Source organism: Streptomyces sp. NPDC031274 (assembly GCF_055570235.1).
On sequence record NZ_JBVIHP010000015.1, the window covers coordinates 89502 to 115166 of the forward strand.

The 25665-nt window shown below is 69.6% G+C and carries 22 protein-coding genes; 8 read left to right on the forward strand and 14 right to left on the reverse strand.

Annotated elements, in window-relative coordinates; translation table 11 throughout:
* Nucleotides 1-117: 117 nt before the first annotated feature.
* Nucleotides 118-2736 carry a PA14 domain-containing protein gene (locus tag ACZ5CR_RS23805; protein ID WP_468860487.1) on the reverse strand — a complete coding sequence of 873 codons (2619 nt, stop codon included), beginning with the start codon at nt 2734-2736 and terminating at the stop codon, nt 118-120.
* 194 nt (nt 2737-2930) lie between these two features.
* Between ACZ5CR_RS23805 and ACZ5CR_RS23810 the strand changes: the two genes are divergently transcribed.
* The 5 genes from ACZ5CR_RS23810 to ACZ5CR_RS23830 all read left to right on the forward strand — a co-directional run bounded on the left by ACZ5CR_RS23810 (nt 2931) and on the right by ACZ5CR_RS23830 (nt 8788).
* The gene (locus ACZ5CR_RS23810; protein WP_468860490.1) at nt 2931-3944 is read left to right on the forward strand and encodes a LacI family DNA-binding transcriptional regulator; all 1014 of its coding nucleotides are present in this window, start codon (nt 2931-2933) and stop codon (nt 3942-3944) included.
* Nucleotides 3945-4088: 144 nt separating this feature from the next.
* A complete protein-coding gene (locus ACZ5CR_RS23815) occupies nt 4089-5186 on the forward strand; it encodes an ABC transporter substrate-binding protein (RefSeq protein ID WP_468860492.1) in 1098 nt (365 codons plus the stop codon).
* A 1-nt stretch (nt 5187) separates the two neighbouring features.
* Complete coding sequence (locus ACZ5CR_RS23820; protein ID WP_468860495.1) at nt 5188-6720, forward strand: sugar ABC transporter ATP-binding protein; 1533 nt, start codon at nt 5188-5190, stop codon at nt 6718-6720.
* A gap of 74 nt (nt 6721-6794) precedes the next feature.
* Entirely contained in the window at nt 6795-7760 is a 966-nt protein-coding gene (locus ACZ5CR_RS23825; RefSeq protein WP_468860498.1) for an ABC transporter permease, read from the forward strand.
* Nucleotides 7761-7789: 29 nt separating this feature from the next.
* Entirely contained in the window at nt 7790-8788 is a 999-nt protein-coding gene (locus tag ACZ5CR_RS23830; RefSeq protein ID WP_468860752.1) for an ABC transporter permease, read from the forward strand.
* A gap of 22 nt (nt 8789-8810) precedes the next feature.
* Here the strand turns inward: ACZ5CR_RS23830 and glgC are convergent, their stop codons facing one another.
* The 4 genes from glgC to ACZ5CR_RS23850 all read right to left on the reverse strand — a co-directional run bounded on the left by glgC (nt 8811) and on the right by ACZ5CR_RS23850 (nt 15060).
* Entirely contained in the window at nt 8811-10031 is a 1221-nt protein-coding gene (gene glgC / locus ACZ5CR_RS23835; RefSeq protein ID WP_468860500.1) for a glucose-1-phosphate adenylyltransferase, read from the reverse strand.
* A gap of 22 nt (nt 10032-10053) precedes the next feature.
* The gene (gene glgA / locus ACZ5CR_RS23840) at nt 10054-11220 is read right to left on the reverse strand and encodes a glycogen synthase (RefSeq protein WP_468860503.1); all 1167 of its coding nucleotides are present in this window, start codon (nt 11218-11220) and stop codon (nt 10054-10056) included.
* A gap of 134 nt (nt 11221-11354) precedes the next feature.
* Nucleotides 11355-13961, reverse strand: coding sequence for a rifamycin-inactivating phosphotransferase (gene rph / locus ACZ5CR_RS23845; protein ID WP_468860505.1), 2607 nt, complete (start codon nt 13959-13961; stop codon nt 11355-11357).
* A gap of 229 nt (nt 13962-14190) precedes the next feature.
* Nucleotides 14191-15060, reverse strand: coding sequence for a helix-turn-helix transcriptional regulator (locus tag ACZ5CR_RS23850; protein ID WP_468860507.1), 870 nt, complete (start codon nt 15058-15060; stop codon nt 14191-14193).
* A 78-nt stretch (nt 15061-15138) separates the two neighbouring features.
* Here ACZ5CR_RS23850 and ACZ5CR_RS23855 point away from each other — a divergent pair, with 78 nt between their 5' ends.
* Entirely contained in the window at nt 15139-15906 is a 768-nt protein-coding gene (locus ACZ5CR_RS23855) for an SDR family oxidoreductase (protein WP_468860509.1), read from the forward strand.
* Nucleotides 15907-15917: 11 nt separating this feature from the next.
* Here ACZ5CR_RS23855 and ACZ5CR_RS23860 read toward each other — a convergent pair whose 3' ends face one another.
* Both ACZ5CR_RS23860 and ACZ5CR_RS23865 read right to left on the reverse strand, forming a co-directional pair.
* Nucleotides 15918-16637 carry a (2Fe-2S)-binding protein gene (locus ACZ5CR_RS23860; RefSeq protein ID WP_468860512.1) on the reverse strand — a complete coding sequence of 240 codons (720 nt, stop codon included), beginning with the start codon at nt 16635-16637 and terminating at the stop codon, nt 15918-15920.
* Nucleotides 16638-16648: 11 nt separating this feature from the next.
* Complete coding sequence (locus ACZ5CR_RS23865; protein WP_468860514.1) at nt 16649-17386, reverse strand: class I SAM-dependent methyltransferase; 738 nt, start codon at nt 17384-17386, stop codon at nt 16649-16651.
* A gap of 423 nt (nt 17387-17809) precedes the next feature.
* On the opposite strand from ACZ5CR_RS23865, the gene ACZ5CR_RS23870 reads away from it, so the two are divergent.
* Nucleotides 17810-18829, forward strand: a complete 1020-nt coding sequence (locus ACZ5CR_RS23870; protein ID WP_468860516.1) for a DMT family transporter — start codon at nt 17810-17812, stop codon at nt 18827-18829.
* 70 nt (nt 18830-18899) lie between these two features.
* Here the strand turns inward: ACZ5CR_RS23870 and ACZ5CR_RS23875 are convergent, their stop codons facing one another.
* Entirely contained in the window at nt 18900-20093 is a 1194-nt protein-coding gene (locus ACZ5CR_RS23875; RefSeq protein ID WP_468860519.1) for a transglycosylase family protein, read from the reverse strand.
* Between the two features lie 115 nt (nt 20094-20208).
* Nucleotides 20209-21180: an acetylxylan esterase gene (locus tag ACZ5CR_RS23880; protein ID WP_468860521.1), complete on the reverse strand. Its 972-nt coding sequence runs from the start codon at nt 21178-21180 to the stop codon at nt 20209-20211.
* 99 nt (nt 21181-21279) lie between these two features.
* On the opposite strand from ACZ5CR_RS23880, the gene gndA reads away from it, so the two are divergent.
* Nucleotides 21280-22722 carry an NADP-dependent phosphogluconate dehydrogenase gene (gndA, locus tag ACZ5CR_RS23885; protein ID WP_468860524.1) on the forward strand — a complete coding sequence of 481 codons (1443 nt, stop codon included), beginning with the start codon at nt 21280-21282 and terminating at the stop codon, nt 22720-22722.
* Between the two features lie 27 nt (nt 22723-22749).
* Here the strand turns inward: gndA and ACZ5CR_RS23890 are convergent, their stop codons facing one another.
* From ACZ5CR_RS23890 to ACZ5CR_RS23910, 5 genes are all read right to left on the reverse strand, one after another.
* Nucleotides 22750-22944, reverse strand: a complete 195-nt coding sequence (locus tag ACZ5CR_RS23890; RefSeq protein WP_363314625.1) for a hypothetical protein — start codon at nt 22942-22944, stop codon at nt 22750-22752.
* 95 nt (nt 22945-23039) lie between these two features.
* Nucleotides 23040-23486, reverse strand: a complete 447-nt coding sequence (locus ACZ5CR_RS23895; RefSeq protein WP_468860528.1) for a nitroreductase family deazaflavin-dependent oxidoreductase — start codon at nt 23484-23486, stop codon at nt 23040-23042.
* A gap of 65 nt (nt 23487-23551) precedes the next feature.
* Complete coding sequence (locus tag ACZ5CR_RS23900) at nt 23552-24202, reverse strand: aspartate/glutamate racemase family protein (protein WP_468860531.1); 651 nt, start codon at nt 24200-24202, stop codon at nt 23552-23554.
* Nucleotides 24199-24639: an aspartate 1-decarboxylase gene (gene panD / locus ACZ5CR_RS23905; RefSeq protein ID WP_468860533.1), complete on the reverse strand. Its 441-nt coding sequence runs from the start codon at nt 24637-24639 to the stop codon at nt 24199-24201. The genes ACZ5CR_RS23900 and panD overlap by 4 nt, the downstream gene beginning before the upstream one ends.
* Before the next feature lie 188 nt (nt 24640-24827).
* Nucleotides 24828-25661 (reverse strand): amino acid ABC transporter ATP-binding protein, encoded by an 834-nt coding sequence (locus ACZ5CR_RS23910; protein WP_468860536.1) that lies wholly within the window; start codon nt 25659-25661, stop codon nt 24828-24830.
* Nucleotides 25662-25665: the final 4 nt, after the last annotated feature.

The window sequence follows — 25665 nt, forward strand, 5'->3', positions numbered from 1 at the left end:
CACGGGCTGATCGTGCCAAGTGATCGGGTCCGCGTCCACGGAATATGCGTCCGGGGACAGCCATCCACGGCAGAGCGCTCCGGCCCGCCGACCGGGCCGGAGCGCCACGTACCCGGGTCAGGAACCCGAGCACCCCGCCGGGTCCGGCCGCGACGCGTCGCTGATCAAGGCTTCATGTGCCGCCTTGAGCCGCTTCACGTCGGGCTTGACGACCCTGCGGTCGTAGGTGAGCAGACCGTTCAACTCGCCCTCCACATCCGAGATCTGGGTGTAGACGGCGCCGTTGCCGCCCTTGCAGGCGAGCTTGTGCACCTCGTCGAGCTTGGTGAGGTAGTCGTCCGTGTACGTCGCCGGGTCCACGTCGACGTAACTCTGCTGCACGGACCAGGCGTGGCCGGGCACCGCGAGTCCGAGACCGCCGTACTCGCCGTTGAGCTGCGCCCTTACGCCGTCGGGCTTGGGCGGCAGCGCCGGGCTCGGATAGCCGTGCTCGTCCATGATGTCGCCGGTGCCGCCGTCGCGCCCGAGGTTGAGGCCCGACATGCCGTTGACCAGGCGGGTCGGGTCCCAGGACTTGGCCTGGGTGGCGATGCGGCCCTCGTCGTACTGACCCCAGCCCTCGTTGAAGGTGACCCACATGACGATCGACGGGTGGTTCGCGTGCTCGTCGATCATCTGCTTCATCTCTGACTCGTACTGGGCGCGGGCCGCCGTGCCCGGGTTGCGCCCTGCACTCATCGACGGCATGTCCTGCCAGACCATCAGGCCCAGCTTGTCCGCCCAGTAGAACCAGCGGTCCGGCTCCACCTTGATGTGCTTGCGGACGGAGTTGAAGCCCATCTCCTTGTGCATCTTGAGGTCGTACGCGAGAGCCTCATCGGTCGGCGCCGTGTGCAGTCCGTCCGGCCAGAAGCCCTGGTCGAGCGTGGCCATCAGGAACTGCGGCTTGCCGTTGAGCATCGTGCGCGGGGTGCCATTGACCTTCTCCACGGAGATGGAGCGCATCCCGAAGTAGCTCTTGACCTGGTCGCGGCCGACGGTCACCTTCAGGTCGTAGAGGAAGGGATCGTCCGGCGACCAGAGGTGCGGCTTGGCGATCTTCAGCTTGAGCGGTGTGCCCGTGCGTCCACTCGCCTCCGCGACCTTCTTCTTTCCCGCGTACGCGACTGCCTTGACCCGCACTCCGTCGCGCACGCCCTTCGGCTCGACGGTGACCTGCTTGGTGGCCACGTCGGGCGTGATCTTGAGCGAGTCGGCGTGGTCGGCCGCGACCGGCTCCATCCACACCGTCTGCCAGATGCCGGACGACGGGGTGTACCAGATGCCGCTCGGGTCCAGGCGCTGCTTGCCGACGGGCGGGTTCTCGCCGTCCTTGCCGTCGGTCGGGTCGTAGACGCCGACGATCAGTTCCTGCGTCTTGCCCGGCTTCAGGGCGTCCGTGATGTCGACGCTGAACTTGTCGTAGCCGCCCTTGTGCTCGGTGACCTTCTTGCCGTTGACGAACACCTCGGACTGCCAGTCGACCGCGCCGAAGTTGAGCTTGAGGCGCTTGCCGTCGCCGACCTTCCAGCCCTGCGGGACCGTGAAGGTCCTGCGGTACCACATGCGGTCCTCGTGCCGTTCCAGGCCGGAGAGCTGCGACTCCACGGGGTAGGGGACGAGGATCTTCTCGGCGAGCTTCTTGCCGACCGGGGGCTTCTCGCCGGCCTTGGCCGACGCGAACTGCCAGGAGCCGTTGAGGTTGCGCCAGGCGTCACGGGTCAGCTGGGGGCGCGGGTACTCGGGCAGCGCGTTGTCCGGGCTCACGTCATCGGCGAACTTGGTGCGCAGCTGGTGCTCGGAGTGGTTGGGGCCGCTGCTCCAGAACTGGGCGACCGCCTTGCCGTCGTCGCCGTTCAGGCCGCCCTTGCCGTCGTATCGCAGGTCGGCGGTGCCCTTCGCGTTGCCCTTCTTGTTGCCGACCACGGGCTCCTTGAGGGCCACGAGGAGGGCGCGCGGGTCCTTGGGGTCGGCCTTGACCGCGCCGATGGGCCACTTGGCTCCGCCGATGACCGCCTCGATGTGGTCCGCGAGGCCGTTCGGGGGCGCCGCGAGCTTCTGGGCGAAGTCGAGCTTGAGGGTGCGGCCGTCCTTGAGGACCGTGGCGGCGGTGGCGCCGTCGTAGTCGAAGCCGTCGGGGAGGCGGAAGGCGGACTGCGGGATCGCCACCTTGCTCCCGCCGGGCTCGGTCCAGCGCAGGTGGAGGTTGGAGCCGCCGTAGTGCTCGAAGTACTCGACCTTGATGTCGTAGGCCTTGCCGGCCTCCAACTCGACCGGCTTCGCGGTCTGTTCCTTGTCCCAGTCGTCGACCCAGTGGTCGATGCTGAGCTTGCCGTCGACCCAGAGCCGGAAGCCGTTGTCACCGATCATGGAGAAGGCGTGGGAGCCGGTCTTCTCCGGGACGACCTTGCCCGTCCAGCGGACGGTGGCGTCGTCGGCCTTTCCGGTGGCGAAGGACAGGCGCGGGTCGAGGTTGTCGAAGTCGATGCGCTGGTCGAAGCCGGTGGCCTTGAGCTCGTGGAAGTCGAAGGCGCCGGGGGCCGACTGGGTGTAGTACTCGCCCTTCAGGCCGTGTACTTCGGGTGGTTCGTCGGCTGCCGTCGCGGCCGGCACGGCTGTGAGTCCGGCGAAGGCGAGGGCAACGGTGAGCAGCAGTATCAGTCGCTGCCTGACTCGTCTGTGTCGGGTGGGGCGCACGGATCCTCCATTGCTTGAAGCGGTGCTTGAAGGCTGTGGAAGGGGGTGGCGGCTCGCCGCCGCAGTCTGTACAACGAATCTGTACAACGTTGGAAGGAACGGCAGTTGGAATGACAGCACGCTCTCCGGCGCGCTGTCCAGGGCCATGACAAACACCCCGGGACAGGGGTGCACCTCGACGCAGGGAGCTGCACGTGCGGGTTAGCCTCAAAGACGTCGCAGAGCGCGCGGGCGTCTCCATCAAGACCGTCTCGAACGTGGTGAACAAATATCAGCACGTCACCCCGGCGATGCGGGCGCGTGTGCAGGAGGCGATCGACGAGCTGGGCTACCGACCCAATTTGACGGCACGTCACCTGCGCAAGGGCCGTACGGGAATCATCGCGCTCGCCGTTCCCGAGCTGGGTAACCCCTACTTCGCCGAGCTGGCGGGCGCGGTCATCGACGCGGCGGCCGAGCACGATTTCACGGTCCTGCTCGACCACACCCGTGGCGAGCGCGAGCAGGAGGTCCTGGTCAGCCAGGGGTTCCGCGCCCGGGTGATCGACGGCCTGATCCTGAGCCCCCTGGAGCTGGAGTCGGACGACCTGCTCGGCCGCGAGGACGACGTTCCGCTCGTGCTGCTCGGCGAGCGCCAGTACGCCCTGCCGTACGACCACATCGCGATCGACAACGTGGCGGCGGCGCACACGGCGGTACGTCACCTCATCGGCCGCGGCCGCACCCGCATCGCGTATCTCGGCGCCCGTACGGACTCCGCCAACCAACCCGCGAACCTGCGACTCCAGGGCTGGCGCGAGGAGTTGACGCAGGCGGGCCTTGCCGCGCCGGACAGTCTGGTGGGCCCGGTGGGCGGCTGGAACCGCTGGGACGGGGCGAAGGCGATGGCGCGGATGCTGGACGCGGGGGTGCGGCCCGACGCGGTGTTCGCGTACAACGACCTGGTGGCGATCGGCGCCATGCGCGTCCTTCACGAGCGCGGTCTGCGCGTGCCGTGGGACGTCGCGGTGGTCGGCTTCGACGACATCGCGGAGGGGCAGTTCGGGGCGGTCACGCTGACCACGGTCTCGCCGGACAAGCAGGCCATCGCCCGGCTCGCGGTGGCCTCGCTGCTGCGGAGCCTGGAGGGCGCGGGTGAGACCGAAGGCCGTGAACTCACCGCGGAATTCCGCCTGGTGGAGCGCGAAAGCACCCTGGGCCGACGCTGAGCCACCGGAGGGCTCCCCTTGCGCGGAGGGTTTACAGCGTCCTTTCAACGATGTAAAAAGCTCCCCGTACCGCCGAGTTGACCGTAGTTGCCGATCCTCCCGTGAGCGCTCTCCGCGCCGGGGCCGTGCCGTTTTGGGGACTCCATGAAGCCGACCACACGCCTTAGCCGCATCTCAGCCAGGACTCTCCTTGCCGCCGGTCTCGCCGCGAGCCTCGCGCTCGCCACCGGATGCGCCAAGTCCGAGGACGACGACGACAAGGGGTCCAGCGCGCAGGACAAGGGCGATTCGGGCCAGGTCGTCTCGGAACCGAGCGCGGGCAGCGGCGAGACCTGTGCGATAGACGCCTACGGCGGCAAGAAGCTCGACCTCAAGTCCGCCACCGTCGGCTTCTCCCAGTCGGAGAAGGAGGCCAACCCCTTCCGCATCGCGGAGACGGCGTCCATCAAGGCCGAGGCGAAGAAGCGTGGGGTCAAGCTGCTCACCGCCAACGCCCAGTCGCAGTTCTCCAAGCAGATCAGTGACGTCCAGGACCTCATCGCCAAGGGCGCCGACCTCCTGGTCATCGCACCGCTGAACTCCGACGGCTGGGAGCCGGTGCTCCGCGCGGCCTCCGCCAAGCACATCCCGATCGTCACCGTCGACCGCAAGATCAACGCCGAGGCCTGCAAGGACTACGTGAGCTTCATCGGCTCCGACTTCGTCGAGCAGGGCAAGCGCGCGGCCGACCAGATGATCAAGTCGACGGGCGGCAAGGGCGAGGTCGCGATCCTGCTCGGCGCGGCGGGCAACAACGTGACCACCGAGCGCACCAAGGGCTTCCAGGACCGCATCAAGGAGAAGGCCCCCGACCTGAAGGTCGTCTTCAAGCAGACGGGCGAGTTCGCCCGCGAGAAGGGCCAGCAGGTCACCGAGCAGCTCATCCAGTCCAAGCCGGACATCAACGGTATCTACGCCGAGAACGACGAGATGGGCCTCGGCGCCGTCAACGCCCTCAAGGGCGCGGGCAAGAAGGCCGGCGACGTGAAGATCGTGACGGTCGACGGCACGCGCAACGCCGTGCAGGGCATCGTCGACGGCTGGATCGACGGCGTCATCGAGTCGAACCCGCGCTTCGGTCCGCTCGCCTTCCAGACCCTGGACACCTTCACCAAGGGCACGAAGGTCTCGCAGGACATCGTCATCAAGGACAGCGCGTACACGAAGGACAACGCCAAGGCGGACCTCGGCAAGGCGTTCTGAGATGTCCGACGTCCTCTCGGTCACCCACCTCAGCAAGACGTTCCCGGGCGTACGCGCCCTGGACGGGGTCGACTTCACCGCGCGCGCCGGTGAGGTGCACGCCCTGATAGGCGAGAACGGCGCGGGCAAGTCCACGCTGATCAAAGTCCTGACAGGCGTGTACGCACCGGACGCGGGCGAGCTGACGTACAACGACAGACAGGTCTCCTTCGCCACCCCGCTCGATGCCCAGCACGCGGGCATCTCCACGATCTACCAGGAGGTCAACCTCGTCCCCCTGATGAGCGTGGCCCGCAACCTCTTTCTCGGCCGCGAGCCACGCGGCCGGCTCGGCCTCATCGACTTCCGCCGGATGCACCGCGAGGCGGACGAGGCCCTGGCGCGGCTCGGCGTACGTGTGGACGTGCGCCGCCCGCTACGCGAACTCGGCGTGGGCGCCCAGCAGATGGTGGCTCTGGCCCGAGCGGTCTCGGTCGACGCGCAGGTCGTCATCATGGACGAGCCGACGTCGTCACTCGAACCCCGCGAGGTCCAGACCCTGTTCGGCGTGATCCGCATGCTCCGGGACCGCGGGATCGCGGTGATCTACGTCAGCCACCGCCTGGAGGAGCTCTACGAGGTGTGCGACGCGGTCACCGTCCTGCGCGACGGCAAACTGGTGCACACCGGTCCGATCGCGGAGCTCGACCGCCTCCGCCTGGTGTCTCTCATGCTGGGCCGCGAGGTCGGAGAGGTGCGGGAAGAGGGCGTCACCAAGTTCTCGGGAGACCACGACCCGGACACCCAACCCATTCTCCAGGCAACGAACCTGACGATGCGTCACCACTTGCACGGGGTCTCCGTCGAGATCCGCCCCGGCGAGGTGGTGGGCCTCGGCGGCCTGCTCGGCTCGGGCCGCAGCGAGACGGCCAAGGCGATAGCGGGCGCACTTTCGACCGACTCCGGCAACGTACTGATCGCCGGAACTCCGGTCCGCACCGGCTCACCCCCGGCGGCCATCCGCGCCGGCATCAGCCTCCTCCCCGAGGACCGCAAGGCCGAGGGAATCGTCCCCGGCCTCTCGGTCCGCGAGAACATCGCACTCGCCGCACTCCCCGGCCTCTCGCGCTTCGGCCTGGTGGACGAGACGGCGATCGACAAGATCGTCGACACCTTCATGAAGCGCCTGCGTATCAAGGCATCGAGCCCCCACCAGAAGGTCGGCGAACTGTCGGGCGGAAACCAGCAGAAGGTCCTCCTGGCCCGCTGGCTGGCGATGAACCCCAAGGTCCTCCTCCTGGACGAGCCCACCCGAGGCATAGACATCGGCGCGAAGGCCGAAGTCCAGAAACTCATAGACGAGTTGGCCAACGACGGCCTGGCCGTACTCCTCATCTCCTCCGACATGGAGGAGCTGATCGAGGGCTCGGACCGAGTGGTGGTCCTCAAGGACGGCACGGTGATAGAGGAACTCACCGGTTCCCAGGTCACAGAGGACGCCCTCATGCGAGCGATAGCCACCACGCCGACCGCTCCCGGGAGCCCTGGTGTCTAGCCCGCGCCCCACAGACGCCCCGAGGCGCACCCGCACCGGCACCCGCACTCGCACCCGGCTCACCCGGAGTTCCCATGACTGACCTCGCCCTGGGAGGCAAAGCACCCGCCGACCGCGAGCGCGTCCTCCGATACCTCCAGAACTACGGCGTCTACCTGGGCGTAGCCGTCCTCCTGATCCTCAACATCGCCCTCACCCCGCACTTCCTCTCCGCCGAGAACTTCCGCACCCAGGCGGTCCAGGTAGCCCCGGTCCTCATCGTCGCGCTGGGCATGGCCCTGGCCATCGGCAGCGAGGGCGTGGACCTCTCCGTCGGCTCGGTCATGGCGCTCTCCACGTCCCTCCTCTCCCTCTATCTGGGCTACGGGACATGGATCGCCCTCATCGTCGCGATCATCGGCGGCGCGGCCATCGGCGTCGCGAACGGCTCCCTCATCGCGTTCATCGGCGTCCAGCCCATCGTCGCCACCCTGGCGTTGATGGTCGCGGGCCGCGGCCTCGCCCTCGTACTCCTCCCCCAGCTCAAGGACGTACGCGACCCGACCATGGCGTCGCTCGGCTCGGGCGACGTCCTGGGCATCCCCTACCTCGTCCTGATCGCCGCGGCCCTCGCACTCCTCGTGGCCTTCGTCGTCCGCCGCACCACCTTCGGACGCCAGCTCCTCGCCATCGGCGACAGCCGCCCGGCGGCCCGCCTCGCGGGGCTCCCCGTACGACGCGTCCTGATCCTCGTGTACGTCTGCTCCGGGGCGCTCGCCGCCATCGCGGGCGTCCTGGCGACGGCCCGCCTCACCGCAAGCGATCCCACCTCGCTCGGCAACCTCATGGAACTGTCCGCGATCACGGCCGTCGTGGTCGGCGGCACACCGCTCAGCGGCGGGCGCGTACGGATCGGCGGCACCGTAGCGGGCGCCGTACTGATCCAGCTGCTCACCGCCACGCTCATCAAGCACGATCTGCCGCCCTCCTGGACACAGATCGCCCAGGCCGTAGTGATCATTCTCGCCGTCTACGCGGCACGGGAGAGGGGCAAGCGGTGACCGGCACCGTCGTATCCGAGGCCAAGCCCATGAAGAAGCCCGAGGACCCCGAGGACGCGGAGACCGGAGCGAGCCGCTCCGACCGCCTCAGCGCACTCGCCCAGCAGCACGGCGCCCTGGTCACCCTGGTGGTCGCCGTCATCGCGGCATCGCTCAGCTTCGACACGTTCCTGACCGGCGACAACCTGGAGAACATGGCGGTGTCTTCCGCCTTCCTCGCGGTCGTCGCCCTCGGCATGACGTTCGTGATCATCACGGGCGGCATCGACCTCTCGGTCGGCTCGCTCTTCGCACTCGGCGGCGTACTCGCGGCCTGGGGCTCGCAGTACGGGACGGCGGTGGCGCTCCTCCTGCCCTTGGCCGTCTGCGGGCTCATCGGCTTCGTCAACGGCCTCCTGATCGCCCGCTCCCGCCTGGCCCCCTTCATCGTGACGCTGGCCGCGATGCTGGGCGCACGCGGCATCCTCCTGTCCATCACCGACGAGGGTTCCAAGACCTACCTGGTCGACAAGGACTCGTTCTTCGCGACGCTCGGCCAGGGGAAGATCCTGGGCATCGGAGCCCCGGTCTGGATCACCCTCGCCCTCTTCGTCGCGGGCGCCGTGGTCCTGCGCCGCAGCCGCTTCGGGCAGTACGTGTACGCGGTCGGCGGCAACGAGGACGCGGCGGCCCTCATGGGCGCCCCCGTGGCCCGCACCAAGGTCACCGTCTACACCCTCTCCGGCCTCTGCGCGGGCCTCGCGGGCGCGCTCAACGCGGCCTGGCTCGTCTCGGGAGTCACCATCCTCGGCTCGGGCATGGAGCTGGAGGCGATCTCCGCGGTCGTCATCGGGGGCACGCTGCTGACCGGCGGGTTCGGGTTCATCAGCGGATCACTCGTCGGCGTACTGCTCCTGAAGGTCATTCAGAACGTCATCAACCAGATCGGCTCGCTCGACTCCGCCTACCAACAGGTCGTCAGCGGCGCCTTCTTGGCACTCGTCGTGATCGCGCAGACCTGGCTCGGCCGCAGACGCCGGGTTCTCTAGGGCTACAGAGGCACGACAGGGGCTACAGAGGTACGACCTGTCCCTTGCCCAGCGCGATCACGCCCCCCTTCGACACCGTGTAGAGCTCTTCGTCCCGCTCAGGGTTGACCCCGATCGTCGCCCCGGGCGGGACGTCCACGTTCTTGTCGAGCACGGCGCCCCGCACCACAGCCCCCCTGCCCACACGGACGTTGTCGTGCAGCACCGAGCCCTGCACGACCGCACCGTCCTCGATCGTCACACCCGGCGAGAGCACGGAGCGCGTGACCTGCCCCCGGATGACGCACCCCGGGCTGACGATGGACTCGCTCGCGATACCGGCCGCGCAGAACTTGGCGGGTGGAAGGCCGCCCGGGTGGGTGTAGATGGGCCAGCGCCGGTTGTCCAGGTTGAAGACCGGATGGTCGGAGATCAGGTCCATGTGCGCTTCGTAGTACGCGTCGAGCGTGCCGACGTCACGCCAGTAGCCGTGGTCGCGCGCGGTCTCCCCGGGCACGTGATTGTCGTCGAAGTCGTACACCTGGGCCAGGCCGCGCTCGGTGAGCATGGGCAGGATCGAACCGCCCATGTCGTGCTTGGAGTTGTCGTCCTCGGCGTCCTGCTGGATCGCGTCGACGAGGGTCTTCGTCGTGAAGACGTAGTTGCCCATGGAGGCGAACACCTCATGCGGCGATCCGGGCAGTCCTGGCGGGTCGGTGGGCTTCTCCAGGAAGCCCTCGACGCGTGTGCCGTCCCGCGCGGGCGTGATGACGCCGAAGGACGAAGCCTCCGAGCGCGGCACGCGGATCCCCGCGACCGTCACCCCCGCGCCGCTCTCGAAGTGCTGGCCCAGCATCTGCCGGGGGTCCATGCGGTAGACGTGGTCGGCGCCGAACACCGCGATGTAGTCGGGCTGTTCGTCGTGGACGAGGTTGAGCGACTGCAGGATGGCGTCCGCGCTGCCCAAGTACCAGCGCGGGCCCAGGCGTTGCTGCGCCGGGACCGGTGTGACGTAGTTGCCCAGGAGGCTGGACATCCGCCAGGTGGTGGTGACGTGCCGGTCCAGGGAGTGCGACTTGTACTGGGTCAGTACGCAGATCCGCAGGATGTCGCCGTTGACGAGATTGGAGAGCACGAAGTCGACGAGGCGGTACGTGCCGCCGAACGTGACCGCTGGTTTGGCCCGGTCGGCCGTGAGGGGCTGCAGACGCTTCCCCTCACCGCCCGCCAGGACGATTCCGAGCACCGAAGGTCCACCGCGCATCGCGCCGCCCCCTTAACTGGGATCACTTGGACTCGAGTAACTCCGTGTACACGTCGGTCGTGCGTCGCGCGACCGCGTCCCAGCCGAACTCCCTGACGGCGCGGTCCCGTCCTGCGGCGCCCATGCGGGTCGCGGCGCCCGGATCGGCGACCAGTTCGTTCAGGGCCTGCGCGAGCCGCGCCTCGAAGGCCGTCGGCTCCTGCTCCTCGTACGGGACGAGGAGCCCTGTGCTCTTGTCGGCGACGACCTCGGGGATGCCGCCGACGTCCGACGCCACGACCGGGGTGCCGCAGGCCATCGCCTCCAGGTTGACGATGCCGAGCGGTTCGTAGACGGAGGGGCAGACGAACACCCTCGCGTGCGTGAGGAGTTGGACGATCTCCGGGCGCGGAAGCATCTCCGGGATCCAGTGGACTCCCCCGCGGGCCAGGCTCAGCTCCTCGAAGAGAACACGGAACTCGGCGTCGATCTGCGGGGTGTCGGGGGCTCCGGCGCAGAGCACGAGCTGGGCGGCGGGGTCCAATTCCTTTGCCGCTCGCAGCAGATGAGGAACGCCCTTCTGCCGGGTGATGCGTCCGACGAACAGGACGTAGGGCCGCTCGGGGTCGATCCCCAGGTGCTCCAGGACGTCCGTGCCGGGGTCGGGGCGGTACAGGCCGGTGTCGATGCCGTTGTGGACGACGTGCACTTTCGCCGGGTCGATGGCCGGGTAGCAGCCGAGGATGTCGTCCCGCATGCCGCGCGAGACGGCGATCACGGCGTCAGCGGCCTCGACGGCGGTGCGCTCGGCCCAGCTGGAGAGGGCGTATCCGCCGCCCAGCTGCTCGGCCTTCCAGGGGCGCAGGGGCTCCAGGGAGTGCGAGGTCATGACGTGCGGAATGCCGTGCAGGAGCTTGCCGAAGTGGCCCGCGAGGTTGGCGTACCAGGTATGGGAATGGACGAGGTCGCAGCCCGCCAGAGCGGCCGCCATGGACAGGTCCACGGAGAAGGTCCGCAGCGCGTCATTGGCGCCGTCCAGGGCGTCCCAGGCCTGGTGGCGTACGAGACCTTCGGCGGCCTCCTGATTTCCCCAGCAGTGCACGTCGACGTCGACGAGAGACCCCAACTCCCTTGCGAGGAACTCGACATGGACTCCGGCTCCGCCATAGACATCCGGCGGATACTCCCGAGTGAGCAGTCCTACCCGCACGCAGAACCTCCCGTCCGTCCACCCCAGCGGTCGGTCGCCCGCCCCCACATGGTCACCCAGAAGCGCCCGGCGGGGAAGAGCCCCGCACCGACCTCTGGCCGGACGCCGCCGAAGGACCTTCTCGGCGCGTTCGGTCAAGACAGAATCTCGACATACCCGTCGGTTCCGTGCACACGGATCCGCTGCCCGTCCCGGATGAGACGAGTGGCCTGGTCCACGCCCACGACGGCCGGCAAGCCGTACTCCCGGGCGATCACCGCGCCATGGGTCATCAGGCCGCCCACCTCCGTCACCAGGCCCGCGATGCCGACGAACAGCGTCGACCAGCTGGGGTCCGTGAAGGTCGTGACCAGGATGTCGCCCGATTCGAGATCGGCCTCCGCCATGTCGAGGACGACGCGGGCCCTCCCCTCGATGGTCCCGGCGGAGACCGGGAGGCCGACCAGGGCCCCGGCGGGTACGTCGTCACGCCGGTACGCCCCGGTGACGGCCTCGCCGTCCGATGTGAGGACCCGGGGCGGCGTGAGCGCGTGGTACGAACGGAACGCGTCCTTGCGCCGCTGAATGAGCCCGTCATCCACCTGGTTCGAGCGCGCGATGTCGTGCAGCTCCTGGAACGTGAGGTAGAAGATGTCCTCCTTCTCAGGAAGCACGTCGGCCCGCACGAGGCGCTCGGCCTCCGCCAACAGGGCCTGCTTGTAGACGAAGTAGCGGCTGACGATGCCGTACTTCGGGTATTCCCGGTAGCCGATGAAGGTGCGGACCCGGTCGATCATCCGCTGGGTATCTTCGGCTTTCCGCTCCCCGTCCGGCAGGTCCCGCAAGCGCGACAGCACGTCCTGTTCCTTCTTCTGCGCCTTCCGCCGCCCTTCCTCGAAGCGCCGCTCGGCGGCGCCCGGCTCGAAGTTCCGCACGTTGTCGAGGATCGCGGGTACGAGTGTGGTGGGGTGCTCGCGCCAACGCGGCCTCGTGATGTCGATCTCGCCCGCGCAGCGCATGCCGTACCGATCGAGGTAGGCCTCGATGGCATCGCGCGCCTCGGTCCCGCCCGCGACCTTCGCCAGCTCGTCCAGGAAGGTCGTGTCCTCGACGGACTCGACACCCCGCAGGAACGCCACCACCTCCGCCTTCGGGCGGACCACGTCCGCGACGTCGAGCAGCGCGAGGCCCATCTCCGACGTGATGTTGCCGGGGGCGGACAGAGTGAGCGTGTCAGCCGCGTTCTTCTCGCCGAGCCACTCCTGGAGCTTGTCGTTGAGCCACCACGTGGCCTCCATCCCCGCCATGATCGCCTGCATGTTCAGCGGATCGCCGAGGACTCGCTTGTGCTCCTCGAAGGCCTCGGTGAGGAAGTCGAACAGCGCCGGTCCGGTCTTCGTCCGGATGTCGCGCTCCAGAGCGGCGACGGACTTCTGGCTGCGCTCGATCAGCTCGGTGACGACGGCCGGATCGGTCTCGACCGGAGCGGAAGCGCCGCGGACCGGTGGCCCGCCGGGACCCGCGTCCGGGAGCGACGGGACGAAGTCGTCGCGGTCGATGACGGTCTCCAGCGCGTCCCTGATCAGCGGATCGGATCTCCCTACGAGGTCCAGGAAGCCGGCGCGGCTCGCGGGCGCGGCCAGGCGCCGGGTGGCGTCGACGAACAGCCTCCCACCGGCCTCGAGCATCGGCGCCATGGCCGTCAGCTGCCACATGGAGATCCCCAGGGGCTTCATGGGGTCGGTCATCATCTGCTGATGACCGACGGACAGGTAGACGTGATTCTCCTGATCGCCGATCTCGGGGACGGGGAACAGCGTCGTGATCGGCCGACTCTGAACGATCTGGAAGTCGTCATCGACCAGACACCATTCGATGTCCTGCGGGCGGCCGAAGTGCGCTTCGATGCGCCGCCCGAGCCGCACGAGCCGTACGACCTGCTCATCCGTCAGCGCCGGCTCCTCCTGCCGCCGCGCGTCGATCGCCACTTCCCGCGTACCGCCGGTCGGCAGGGCGTGCACGGCACGCTGTTTGGCGGCGATCGTCTTGGCGACGACTTCGCCGTGTCGCACCTTGAAGACGTCCGGGTTCACCAGGCCGGAGACCAGCGCCTCGCCGAGGCCGAAGCCGGCGTCCACGGTGGCGACCTTCCGGTTGCCCGTGACGGGGTCGGCCGTGAAGAGGATGCCGGCCGCATGCGGGAAGGCCATCTGCTGCACGACCACGGCCATGTGGACCGTACGGTGGTCGATGCCGTTCCTCTCGCGGTAGGTCACGGCCCGCTCGGTGAACAGCGAGGCCCAGCACCGCCTGACGTGCTCAAGCACTGCCGTCGGCCCCACGACGTTCAGGTACGTGTCCTGCTGGCCTGCGAAGGAAGCCGTCGGCAGGTCCTCCGCCGTCGCGCTGGACCGGACGGCGTAGGCGGCCTGCTCGCCGATCCTGGCCAGCGCGCGGGTGATCGACGCCGCGATGTCGCCCGGGACGGCGATCGTCTCGATGGTCCGGCGGATCTGCGCGCTGAGCGTGCGGACCGCCTCCCGGTCGTCCGGGTCAAGGCGCGACAGCTGATCGAGCCGGTCGTCGATCGACGGCTCTTGCGCCATGATCCGCCGGAAGGCGTCCGTCGTCACGCAGAAACCGGTCGGTACGCGGATGCCTTCGATCCGCGAAAGGCCGCCCAGGTGCGCGCCCTTGCCGCCGACGACCGCGACCTGCGTCTCGTCGGCCTCCTGAAGTTCCCACACGTACTGCTCGATCATCGCGATGCCTCCGAGGCAGTCGTGTCCCGTTGCGTGTCCCGTTGCGCTGCACTGGCCGATCGAATCACCGGCACCTCATTTCCGCAGGTTGTGGCCCAGGTCGAGGATTTTGCGCCACCACCCGGGTCTTGCCGCAAGCCCCCCGGTGCGCTATACGTTGAGAAGGGTAAGGAGAGAGATCTTCTTGCCCTTTCTCTTGTGCCGTCCGCTGGACCGGCCTGCTTCCTCGTCAGCCTGTCGGTCCGGTGACTTCTTGGGTCCCGAGGACGGCGAGCAGGTCGAGGAGACCGGCGTTTTCGGTGCCGACGGCGGGGGTGAACCAGAGCAGCCGCTGCCGCCCGTCCTCGCTGAACAGGTTGAGGCAGTTGACCTCGATCAGGCCCACTGCGGGGTGGTTGAGGCGTTTGCGGTCGTCGCGCCGGAACGCCACGTCGTGGTCGGCCCACAGGGCGGCGAATTCGGGTGAGGCGTCGAGCAGCGAGCTGATCATCGAGCCTGCTTCGGTGTCTTTGGCATCGCGTCTGGCGGCAGCCGCCCGCAGGTCGGCGACGAAGGCCCGGGACTGACCCTCATGGTCGGCTTCGGGATACAACTGCCGGGCGTCGGGGTCGGTGAACCACCGGTGGACGAAGCTGGCCCGAGCGCCCCGGAGGCCGGAGTGGTCCCCGAGCAGCGCCACCGCCAGCGGGTTCTGTACCAGGGTGACGTGCAGGTCGGTGATGACCTGTGCGGGTGTCGATGTCAGACGGGTGAGCAGGTCGAGCATGCCGGGGTGGACGTGCGAGGCCGGACCGCCGTGCGCGGGCACCGGGCGGTCGGCCAGGTGATAGAGGTAGTCGCGCTCGTCAGCGGTCAGGCGCAGCGCCCTCGCAAGGGCGGCGATCATCTGCTCGGAGGGCTGGGATCCGGCGCCGCGTTCGAGTTCGTTGTAGTAGTCCACCGACGCGCCGGCGAGCTGGGCCACCTCATCGCGGCGCAGCCCGGGCACCCGGCGCCGGGGCCCCTGGACGAATCCGACATCGGCCGGGCGGATGCGTGCACGCCGCGAACGCAGGAAAGCTCCCAGCTCGGTGTATTTCGCAGAACTCATGCCTGCCATTCTGCGTCCGGCCTGGTCACCGACACAGGGGATGACATCCCCTGGCTCCGCCGTCCGGTGCGGCGCACCGTGGAGGACATGACTACGAACCACCACACCACCACCCCCTCTCCGGCGGCCGAGCGGGTCGCCGTCGTCACCGGCGGATCACGCGGCATCGGCCGGGCGGTCTCACTCGAGCTCGCCCGGCACGGCCTTGCCGTCGTGGTGAACTACGCCCGCGACGCGGCTGCCGCCGACGAGACGGTGGCGGCGATCACCGCCACCGGCGGGCGGGCGGTCTCAGTGCGGGCGGACGTGGCGGACGAGCACGCGGTCGCCGCGTTGTTCGACCGGGCGGAGCAGGAGTTCGGCGGCGTGGACGCCGTGGTGAACTGCGCCGGCCGACTCGCTCTGTCGACCGTCGCCGACCTCGACCTGGCGGTGCTCGACTCCCTGCACCGCACCAACATCCGCGGCACCTTCGTCGTCGCCCAGCAGGCCGCACGGCGACTGCGCGCGGGCGGCTCGTTCGTGGGGTTCTCGACCTCCGTGGTCGGCACGCAGTTCCCTGCCTACGGTGCGTACGCGTCGAGCAAGGCAGCCGTCGAGTCGCTCACGCTGATCCTCGCCCGCGAGCTGCGCGGGCGGGACATCACCGTCAACACCGTCGCCCCCGGCCCCACAGCCACGGACCTGTTCATGGAGGGCAAGACTCCCGAGCAGATCGACCAGCTCGCCAAGACCCCGCCCCTGGAGCGTCTCGGCACCCCGGAGGACATCGCCCAGGTGGTCGCCTTCCTCACCAGCACGGCAGGGCACTGGGTGAACGGCCAGGTCCTGCGAGCCAACGGGGGCTTGGTGTGACCTCGGTCCTGTCACGTGCTTGACGTACGGCGGCGGGGAGCTCGCTCGAAGCAACAGTCGCCGCACAGACCGCCGCCCGGGCATCGGTAGTAGAGGCAGCAGCTGCGCCGCCGGAACGCTGTGCCGCTCAGGGTTCCGGTGCCGCGCAGGTCGGGGTGGTCGAAGAGTTCGGCTGCCAGCGCCCTGGCGCGCTCCCCCGCTTCGGTACGCCCCGTGCGCCGCGCCCAGGTGTCCAGCTCGCGGGCCGCGCCCGCGAGCGCTGAGCCCGCGTTGCCCCACAGCAGAGGTGTGGAGATCCGGTACCGCGTGCGCAGGGCGTCGGCCAGGGGCGCCAGATGACCGAGCTGTACGACGTCGCGGATGCTCGCGGCATCGCCGGGCCGCGTCGTCACGTCCGTCAGCCACAGGTCGTCGGGGGTGCTTCCGTCCGCGTCCCAGTGCAGCAACGCCGCGTCGAGGTCCGGTACTTCGCCGTACAGCGCGGCCGAACCGAGCGCCACGGACCACAGCCGCGCCGCGAGCCCCAGCTGCGCCACGGAGACCCCGATCCGCAGATCGGGTGCGCCGAGGCGGCCGGCGACCTTGTCGACGCGGAACGCGAGGGGCCCGTCGTCCCCCGCGTACACCCGCGCCAGGGGCGCCACCCGGGCGCCGCCCGGCGGCGCCCCTGTACGCAGGGCGAAGAATCCGCCGACGGACGCGACTTCTGTCAGGTCGAGAGGGGCTTTCACGACAGCAGAGCCTAGGCGTCCCGGCGGAACAGGGCCGTCCACAGGAAGGGCTCGCCGAAGTACGCGGAGTCGGCCGGTTCGTCGCGCATGCGCCGCAGTTCGACCTCCGTGAGGTCGGAGAAGATCCAGCGCAGGGACTCCGGTGTGTAGGCCAGGCCGCCCTGGAGTGCGGACGCGCGGTAGAAGTCCGCGTCGGGCAGCTCGGAGCCGGAGCCCGCGTCTCCGGCGGCGAAGCTGGTGAGGGCGAGGTGGCCGCCGGGGGCGAGGGCGCGGTCGAGCAGGGAGAGGTAGCTGATACGGCGGTGGGGCGGCAGGTGGTGGAAGCAGCCCGAGTCGTGGATCAGGTCGTAGGGGCCGCTCAGCTCGGCTTCCGCGAGGGCGAAGGCGTCGCCGCAGTGGAAATGGATGTCCGCCCCGGCCTCGCGGGCCCGCTCCTCGGCCCAGGAGACGGCCGCCGGGGAGAGGTCGACGGCGTCCACCTGGAACCCCAGGGAGGCCAGATACAGCGCGTTACGGCCGGGACCGCAGCCCAGATCGAGGGCCCGGCCCGGGGTGAGCAGGCCCCGGTCGACGTACGAGGCGAGGTTCTCGTCCGGTTTCGCCACGAAGAACGGGACCGGCCGCTCGCGATCGGTGTAGAAACCGTCCCACCAGCTTGCCGCGTCCGAGGTCCACCGGTCTGCTTCTGGCGCGAACAGGCCGTCCATGAGCTTCAGGACGTCGTCGACAGTGCGTATGTTCCGGTGCATCCGGACCCCTTTCCACGAGGGTCGAGAATACTGCCGAGTATCACAAAATCCCAGGTCAGACGGCATTACCGTAAGTCCGCAGACGGGCACTGGAGGGGTCGGTAGCGGCGTAGAAGGACGGGTGTCCACGAGAGGTGCGCGGGCGCGCCCACGCCGCGTCCAGTGGCCTGGATGAGGGCGTCCTGAAGGGCCCTCACGCACGAATTTTCGAAATTCTGGATGATCCAACGAACCATTGCGTAACCCACCCGGGGGAGGACATCTCCCCGGCAGTACTCCATCGGCAGTAGGACCCAATGCCTGCTGAGGTACGACGACGTGGAGCGAAATCCGCGAGATCGTAGGGGGTATGGAAGCCGACCGTTCGCCGCACCGGACGCCCCGGGCCCACCAGGGGGCGCATCGCAAGCCGTGGAGCACCTCATGAGTGCCCTCACGCTCGCCGTGCTGCTCTCCCTCGTCTCCGCCGTGGCGTACGCGGGCGGGGCCATTCTCCAGGAGCGCGTCGCCGTGAGCACGCCGGAGCGGCGGTACGCCCCGCTGCGTCGCGGCGCGTGGTGGGTCGCCATCGGGCTGAACGGACTCGGTGCGCTGCTTCACGTGGTGGCGCTCGCGTACGGGCCGCTGAGCCTCGTGCAGCCGCTCGGCGCCCTGACCATCGTCTTCGCCCTGCCGATGGCCGCCCTCTTCGTCCGCCGCAAGGCGGGGGCCACCGCCTGGCGCGGCGCGATCATGGCGACCGTGGGACTCGCCGGGCTGCTCTCGCTGACGCGGTCGGCCGACGCGCAGTCCCTGAACAGCGCAGAGCGGCTCATGGTGGGTCTGATGACGGCGGGCGCCGTGGTGGCGCTCATCGTCGTGGCGCACGCGGTGCACCGGCATCCGGTGGTGCGCAGCGTGCTGCTCGCCGGTGCGGCGGGCGTCGCCTTCGGTATCGCCTCGGTGTTCACCAAGACGGTGGCGGTGGACCTGGATGCGGACGTGTCCCTGACGCATCAGATCCCCAGCCTCGCCGTGATCACCGTCCTGGCCGCGGCCGGTGTGCTGATCTCGCAGGCCTCGTACCGGGGCGCGGGCCTGGCGGCGCCGCTGTCGACGGTGACGGTCGTGAATCCGGTCGTGGCGGCCGCGGTGGGCCTCACGCTCTTCGGAGAATCGTTCCGCTACGGCACGGCGGGTACAGCCGTCGCCCTGGGCTTCGGCGTCGTCGCTGCGGGCGGTCTGATCCTGCTGACCACGGAGCGGATCGGCGCGGCGCAGGGCGCTCCGGCACCGACGGTCCCGGTCGCCAAGGGCGGTCCGGTGGCGCCGGACGCCGTGCCCGTCGAGCCGCACGCCGACGAACTGCGTGCCGACGAACTCCGTGCGGTCCCCTCCCAGCTCCCGACCGGGTCGCACCGACGGGTGCCGTTCCGCCACGGCCGCGAGCACATCGGCTCCTGAACCGAGTCGGCCCGCACGTCCTGAAGCCCCTGGGGGAGATCCCCCAGGGGCTTCGGTCTTTCAGGAGCTCTCAGAGCCGGACGCCCTTGGCCCGCAGATAGGCGAGCGGGTCGACGTCGGAGCCGAATCCGGGTCCGGTCCGCACCTCGAAGTGCAGATGCGGGCCCGTGCTGTTTCCGGTGGACCCCGAGCGCGCGATGCGCTGCCCCGCGCCCACCTTCTGCCCGGTCTTCACGGTGAGCGCCGAGAGGTGGCCGTACTGGGAGTACTTGCCGTCGGCGTGCCGGATCACCACTTCGTAGCCGTACGAACCGCCCCAGCCGGCCGAGACCACCGTGCCCGCGCCGACGGACTTCACCGAGGTTCCGGTGGCCACGGGGAAGTCGACTCCCGTGTGGTAGCCCTTGGACCAGGATCCGCCCGCCGCGCGGTACGGGGTGCTCGGCGAGGCCGCCACGGGCGCGGAGAAGCCCTGCGACGCCTGGGCGGGCTTCGCCCTGCCGGGCTCGGCCTTCGCCTTCTTCGGCTCGGCCTTCGGCTTCGGCTCGGCCCGCTGCTTCGCCTCGGTCCGCGGCTTGGGCGCGGCCTTCTGCTGGTCGGCCTTCTTCTGCGAGGCCTGCAGAGCGAGCCGCTGGCCCGGCGTGATCAGGTCGGGGTCGCCGCCGATGGCCTTGCGGTTGGCCTCGTACAACTGCCGCCAGCCGCCGCTGACCCGGCGCTCGTCGGCGATCCCGGAGAGGGTGTCGCCGCGGACGACCGTGTACATCTGGCCGCGGCCCGCGGTGGACTGCGGGGTCACTTCCGGCTTGACGTCCTTGGCCTTGCGCTGGGGGGTCTTGGGCTCCGCCTTGTGGCCGCCCATCGGCTTGACGTCGGGCGCGTCGCCGCCCCGCGTCAGACCCGCCCGCTCCGAGCAGACCGGCCAGGCCCTGGGGCCCTGTGCCTTGAGGACCTTCTCGGCGACGGCTATCTGCTGGTCCTTGGTGGCGCGGTCGGCGCGCGGGGCGTAGGCGGTGCCGCCGTACGCCGCCCAGGTGGACTGCGTGAACTGGAGGCCGCCGTAGAAGCCGTTTCCGGTGTTGATGCTCCAGTTGCTGGTGGACTCGCAGGCCGCGACCTTGTTCCAGGTGTCGGCGTCGGCCGCGTGCGCCGTGCCCGTGGCGATCAGCGGGAGCGCCATTCCGGCGCCACCCGCCGTGACGGTCAACGACGCGCGGTTGATCCGGTTCGGCTGATACCGGCGGTGCCGACCGCGTACGGCCATGGGAGCCCCCTCAGTCACACACATCTCAGTCACGTCAGACACACGACAAGGCGGCAAGTTAGCCCGTCCGACCCAACCATGACAAGGGCGCGCGACCAAGAGGGCCCCGCGCCGGTCAGCCCTTCAAGTGCTCCGGGAGCCAACGGAGTTGAACACTCTGCTGGTAGGGGCCACCGCCTTCATGATCGTTGAAGGAGTACACCTCCATCGAACGCTCCGACCCCGTATAGGAGTTGTGGGCCGCGAACACGGTGGACGGCGGGCACGTCAGGTCCTCGAGAGCCGTCGAGAAGAGCGCGGGCGCCGTGCCGCGCGCGGCGAAGTGCACGCCGTCGAAGTACGAGAGCGTACGAAAGACGCGTTCCTCGCAGCCGCGCTTCGCCTTCATGTAGAGGGCGATCTCGCGGTACGGCGGCCGGTCGGTGAGGGTCGTGGCGCGCGGGAAGTCGCACAGGAACGGTACGTCGGGCGCGATCGCCGCCAGGTCGGGGACGAGCCCGCCGACGGCGAGCGTGATCCCGCCGCCCTGGCTGCCGCCGACCGCGGCGACACGCGAGGAGTCCACCAGGGGATGTGTCCGGGCCGCCTCGACGGCCCGGACGCCGTCGGTGAAGACGCGCCGGTAGTAGTACTCGTGGGGGTCCTCGATGCCGCGCGTCATGTAGCCGGGGTAGGCGGGCCCGCTGCCGACCGGGTCGGGGGTGTCGCCCGCCGAACCGCCACTGCCCTGGCCCCGGGTGTCCATCACGAAGTGCGCGAAGCCGGCCGCCGACCACAGCAGACGCTCGTGCGGGAGACCACGGCCGCCGCCGTAGCCGATGTACTCGACGACGGCGGGCAGCGGCTCGGTCGTCCCGGCGGGCAGTATCAGCCAACCTTTGACGGGGTGACCGCCGAACCCCGCGAACGTCACGTCGAACACGTCGACCGTGCTCAGGTGCGTCTGGACGGGAACGAAGCGCGCGTCCAGGTCGTGCTCACGTGCCGCCGAAAGGGTCTTCTCCCAGAAGGCGTCGAAATCCTCGGGCTCGTTCACATCAGGCCGGTAGCGGCGCAGTTCGTCGAGCGGCATGTCGAAATGGGGCACGGGCGGCTCCTTCGTCGGACACAGTGTCGGAATGTCACGCTACGCCGCGGGGCAATACTGGCGAACACAGGCGGCACTTCCACTTCCAGGAGCCACGGCATGAGCAGCACGTCAGCCCAGATCGGTGTCACGGGCCTCGCGGTCATGGGGCGCAATCTGGCCCGCAACTTCGCCCGCAACGGCTACACCGTCGCCGTCCACAACCGCACGGCGGCCAAGACCAAGGCGTTGGTCGAGGAGTTCGGCCACGAGGGCGATTTCATCTCCGCCGGGACCGCCGAGGAGTTCGTCGCGGCCCTCGAGCGCCCGCGCCGCCTCGTCATCATGGTGAAGGCGGGCGAGTCCACGGACGCCGTCATCAAGGAGTTCGCCCCGCTCCTGGAGCCGGGCGACATGATCGTCGACGGCGGCAACGCGCACTTCGCGGACACCCGGCGCCGTGAGCGTGAACTGCGCGAGCAGGACATCCACTTCGTCGGCACGGGCGTCTCGGGCGGCGAGGAGGGCGCGCTGCTCGGCCCGAGCATCATGCCGGGCGGCTCCCCCGAGTCGTACGCCTCGCTCGGTCCGATGCTGGAGAAGATCTCGGCGAAGGCCGAGGACGGCGCGCCGTGCGTCACCCACGTCGGCGCGGACGGCGCGGGGCACTTCGTGAAGATGGTGCACAACGGCATCGAGTACGCGGACATGCAGCTGATCGCCGAGGCGTATCAGCTCCTTCGCGATGTGGCGGGCTACTCCCCCGCGCAGATCGCGGACATCTTCCGCACCTGGAACACCGGCCGCCTGGACTCGTATCTGATCGAGATCACGGCGGAGGTCCTCAAGCACGTGGACGCCGCGACGGGCAAGCCGTTCGTGGACGTCGTCCAGGACCAGGCCGAGCAGAAGGGCACGGGCCGCTGGACCGTGCAGATCGCCCTCGACCTGGGTGTTCCGGTGTCGGGCATCGCGGAGGCGGTGTTCGCCCGCTCCCTCTCCGGCCACTCCGAACTGCGCGCGGCGTCACAGGACTTGGCGGGCCCGACGGCACGTCCGCTGAACGAGTCCGAGGCCGCGGCGTTCGCCGACCAGGTCGAGCAGGCGCTGTACGCCTCGAAGATCGTGTCGTACACACAGGGCTTCCACGAGATCGCCGCGGGCAGCGAGGAGTACGGCTGGGACATCGACCTGGGCGCGGTCGCCGCCATCTGGCGCGGCGGCTGCATCATCCGCGCCGCCTTCCTCGACCGCATCCGCGCCGCGTACGACACGCGCGCGGATCTGCCGAGCCTGCTCTCGGACAAGACGTTCGCGCAAGAGATCGGCGCGGCCCAGGACGACTGGCGCGCCGTCCTGGTCGCGGCCACCCGGCAGGGTGTCCCCACGCCGGGCTTCTCGGCGGCCCTCGCGTACTACGACGCGCTGCGCGCCGACCGGCTGCCCGCCGCGCTCACGCAGGGGCAGCGGGACTACTTCGGTGCGCACACCTATCGGCGTACGGACCGCGAGGGTTCGTTCCACACCCTGTGGGGCGGGGACCGCTCGGAGGTGCGGGCCTAGGGCCTGTCGTAGGACTGCCGTCCGCCGTCAGACCGGCTTCGGCTCGGTCTCGGGCTCCGGTCCCGGGGGCGGGAGCGGGGTGGGCGGCGGATCCGGCGTGGGACGCGGCACGGGCCCGGGGCCCGGTCCGGGCGTGGGGCGCTCGGGGTCGGGCACCGGGCTCGGTCCGCCCGGGTCGGGGATCGGGCTCGGCGGCACGGGGTCGGGGTACGGGACGGTCATGTCTCCTCCATCGAGTCGGAGATCGGTCGTGTCCACTCTCTCCCGCCTCGCGTGCCCACGCCTGCCGAGTTAACGCGTCCCGGTGCCGTCCGACCTCAGCCCTGGGTGCGGCGGAGCCGCACGACGGGAATGTCGCGATCCGTCTTGGCCTGATAGTCCGCGTAGGGGGCGAACAGTTCGACGAGGCCCGGCCAGACCCTGGCCTTGTCCTCGGCCGACAGGGTCTCCGCACGGGCGGCGAACCGCTCCTCGGTGCCTACGCGGAGCCGTACGTCGGGCTCGTCGACGAGGTTGCGGTACCACAGGGGGTGCTCGTCGGCTCCGCCGTTCGAGGCCACGACGAGGTAGTCGTCGCCGTCGCGGCCGTAGATCAGTACGGTGCGGCGCAACTGCCCCGTGCGCCGTCCGCGGTAGTCGAGCAGCAGGCAGGTGACACCCTGCACCCCGGTGCCCTTCGTGCCGCCCGACTCCTCGTACAGCCGGGCCTGGTCGGCCACCCAGCCAGTGGGACTTATCACGGCTTCTTCGTCCTGCTGCGCCATGTCCGCTCCTGTGAAGTCGAAGGGCTACGCGGGAGGCGAGCTGTCGTTCACCTCCCGCGATCAGCCTACGACTTGGCGTCCGCGACGCACCGGAGAACGGCCGCGCGCAGTCCGGGGCGCGGGCTGGAGATGACGGGCACGGGGAGCGAGGCGCTATCCGCCGCTTCCGCCATGGACGCCTGGGCGAGGACGACGGAGTCGACGCCGTCCAGGGCGTCGACGGCGTCCGCGATCAGGCGTGCGTGGCCTTCCCGGTCACCGGCTTCGAACCGCTCCCAGGCGCCGTCCACCAGGACCGTCGTGACGTCGACGGGCCGCCCCGCGCGGGCCGCCTCGTCCTCGACGAGGGCGCGGGTCGGGCCCAGGGTGCTCTCCAGGGTGGCGACGACGGCCACAGCCCGCGCCGCGGCCACGGCCGCGGCCGCCATGGGCCGGTCGACCCGCACGAGGGGCACACCGACGGCGGCGGCGCGGGCCTCGGCGACGGCACCGATCGTCGAGCAGGTGCAGAGCACGACACTCGCCCCTTCGGCGACGGCCCGTACGAGCAGTTCCTGGATGTCGTCGGCCACCGCGTCAGGACCTTCGGCACGGGCCCGCGCGAGCAGGTCCTCGTGGACCAGGTGCCGCAGGACGAACCCCGGATGGTCCTGGTCCCGCAGCCCCTCGAAGACGGGGACGTGCACGGGCGATGTGTGCAGCAGGGCGAGTGTCATCGGCTCTCCTGGAGTTCGTGCGCGGCCTGCGGGCTACGTGCCATGTCGCGAGCACCCGGCACCGGCGCGGCCGCGTCGTCGCCGAGGGCCACGATGCGGTTGTCCTCGCCGTCGACGTGCACGACCTTGGGCCGCAGGGTGCGTGCCTCTACGTCGTCGACCTGGGCGTAGCTGATGATGATCACCCTGTCGCCGGGGTGCACGAGGTGCGCCGCCGCGCCGTTGATGCCGATGACACCGCTGCCGCGCTCGCCCTCGATGGTGTACGTCTCCAGGCGGGCACCGTTGGTGATGTCGACGATGTGCACGAGTTCACCCGGCAGCAGATCGGCGGCGTCGAGGAGGTCGGCGTCGATGGTGACCGAGCCGACGTAGTGGAGGTCGGCCTGGGTGACCGTGGCGCGGTGGATCTTGGACTTGAACATGGTGCGCAGCATGAGGCACTCCTGGAAGGATGGCTCCCTGCCTGCTTTGTGCAGGTCAAGGGCGTTCCTCACTGTACATCGGCACGCCTTCGACCCGAAGACCTTCCCCGCCATCGTGTACCCCGGCGAGCAGGCTCTCCACCTGCCCTCAGAGGCTTCGTTTCAGCAGGTCAAAGCGACTGCAAGCCTCTGAGGTGCACTCAGCGGTCCACGCGCTTCTCGTGCGGTCCTGTGTCCGGGACCTCGCCCATCTCCGCCGCCGCAGGATCGAGTACGCGCGCCAGGAACGTCCGGGTCCGCTCGTGCTGCGGGTCGCCCACCACACGTTCGGGCGTGCCCTCCTCGACGATCACTCCGTCGTCCATGAAGACCACCCGGTCGGCGACCTCGCGCGCGAAGCTCATCTCATGGGTGACGACCAGCATCGTCATCCCCTCCTGGGCGAGCGAGCGCATCACCGCGAGTACGTCCCCGACCAGTTCGGGGTCGAGCGCGGAAGTCGGCTCGTCGAAGAGCATCAACTCGGGGTCCATGGACAGCGCCCGAGCGATCGCGACCCGCTGCTGCTGGCCGCCGGAGAGCTGCGCCGGATAGGACTGCTCCTTGTCGACGAGGCCCACCCGCGCGAGGTTGGCCCGCGCGATGCGCTCCGCATCCTCCTTGCCGCGCCGCAGCACACGGCGCTGCGCGATGGTCAGGTTCTGCAGCGCCGTGAGGTGCGGGAAGAGGTTGAAGGACTGGAAGACCATGCCGATCCGACGGCGTACGCGATCGATGTCCACATCGGGGTCGGTGACCTCCGTGCCGGCCACCGTCACCCTGCCCGACGTGGGCTCTTCCAGGAGATTGACGCAGCGCAGCAGGGTCGACTTGCCGGAGCCCGAAGGGCCGATGACACAGACCACGTCACCGCGCCCGACCGTGAGGTCGATGCCCTTGAGCACTTCCAGATCGCCGAACGACTTGCGCAGCTCGCGCACCTCGATCGCCTGCCCCGAAGGTGCGGGCGCGTCGGGTTCCTTGTCCAACTTCATGGTG

What these genes read in the sequence shown, in the direction of transcription:
- ACZ5CR_RS23815 (WP_468860492.1), top strand. Translation starts at nt 4,089, where the DNA reads ATGAAGCCGACCACACGCCTTAGCCGCATCTCAGCCAGGACTCTCCTT.
- ACZ5CR_RS23820 (WP_468860495.1), top strand. Translation starts at nt 5,188, where the DNA reads ATGTCCGACGTCCTCTCGGTCACCCACCTCAGCAAGACGTTCCCGGGC.
- ACZ5CR_RS23825 (WP_468860498.1), top strand. Translation starts at nt 6,795, where the DNA reads ATGACTGACCTCGCCCTGGGAGGCAAAGCACCCGCCGACCGCGAGCGC.
- ACZ5CR_RS23830 (WP_468860752.1), top strand. Translation starts at nt 7,790, where the DNA reads ATGAAGAAGCCCGAGGACCCCGAGGACGCGGAGACCGGAGCGAGCCGC.
- glgC (WP_468860500.1), bottom strand. Translation starts at nt 10,031, where the DNA reads ATGCGCGGTGGACCTTCGGTGCTCGGAATCGTCCTGGCGGGCGGTGAG.
- rph (WP_468860505.1), bottom strand. Translation starts at nt 13,961, where the DNA reads ATGATCGAGCAGTACGTGTGGGAACTTCAGGAGGCCGACGAGACGCAG.
- ACZ5CR_RS23850 (WP_468860507.1), bottom strand. Translation starts at nt 15,060, where the DNA reads ATGGCAGGCATGAGTTCTGCGAAATACACCGAGCTGGGAGCTTTCCTG.
- ACZ5CR_RS23855 (WP_468860509.1), top strand. Translation starts at nt 15,139, where the DNA reads ATGACTACGAACCACCACACCACCACCCCCTCTCCGGCGGCCGAGCGG.
- ACZ5CR_RS23865 (WP_468860514.1), bottom strand. Translation starts at nt 17,386, where the DNA reads ATGCACCGGAACATACGCACTGTCGACGACGTCCTGAAGCTCATGGAC.
- ACZ5CR_RS23870 (WP_468860516.1), top strand. Translation starts at nt 17,810, where the DNA reads ATGAGTGCCCTCACGCTCGCCGTGCTGCTCTCCCTCGTCTCCGCCGTG.
- ACZ5CR_RS23875 (WP_468860519.1), bottom strand. Translation starts at nt 20,093, where the DNA reads ATGGCCGTACGCGGTCGGCACCGCCGGTATCAGCCGAACCGGATCAAC.
- gndA (WP_468860524.1), top strand. Translation starts at nt 21,280, where the DNA reads ATGAGCAGCACGTCAGCCCAGATCGGTGTCACGGGCCTCGCGGTCATG.
- ACZ5CR_RS23890 (WP_363314625.1), bottom strand. Translation starts at nt 22,944, where the DNA reads ATGACCGTCCCGTACCCCGACCCCGTGCCGCCGAGCCCGATCCCCGAC.
- ACZ5CR_RS23895 (WP_468860528.1), bottom strand. Translation starts at nt 23,486, where the DNA reads ATGGCGCAGCAGGACGAAGAAGCCGTGATAAGTCCCACTGGCTGGGTG.
- ACZ5CR_RS23900 (WP_468860531.1), bottom strand. Translation starts at nt 24,202, where the DNA reads ATGACACTCGCCCTGCTGCACACATCGCCCGTGCACGTCCCCGTCTTC.
- panD (WP_468860533.1), bottom strand. Translation starts at nt 24,639, where the DNA reads ATGCTGCGCACCATGTTCAAGTCCAAGATCCACCGCGCCACGGTCACC.
- ACZ5CR_RS23910 (WP_468860536.1), bottom strand. Translation starts at nt 25,661, where the DNA reads ATGAAGTTGGACAAGGAACCCGACGCGCCCGCACCTTCGGGGCAGGCG.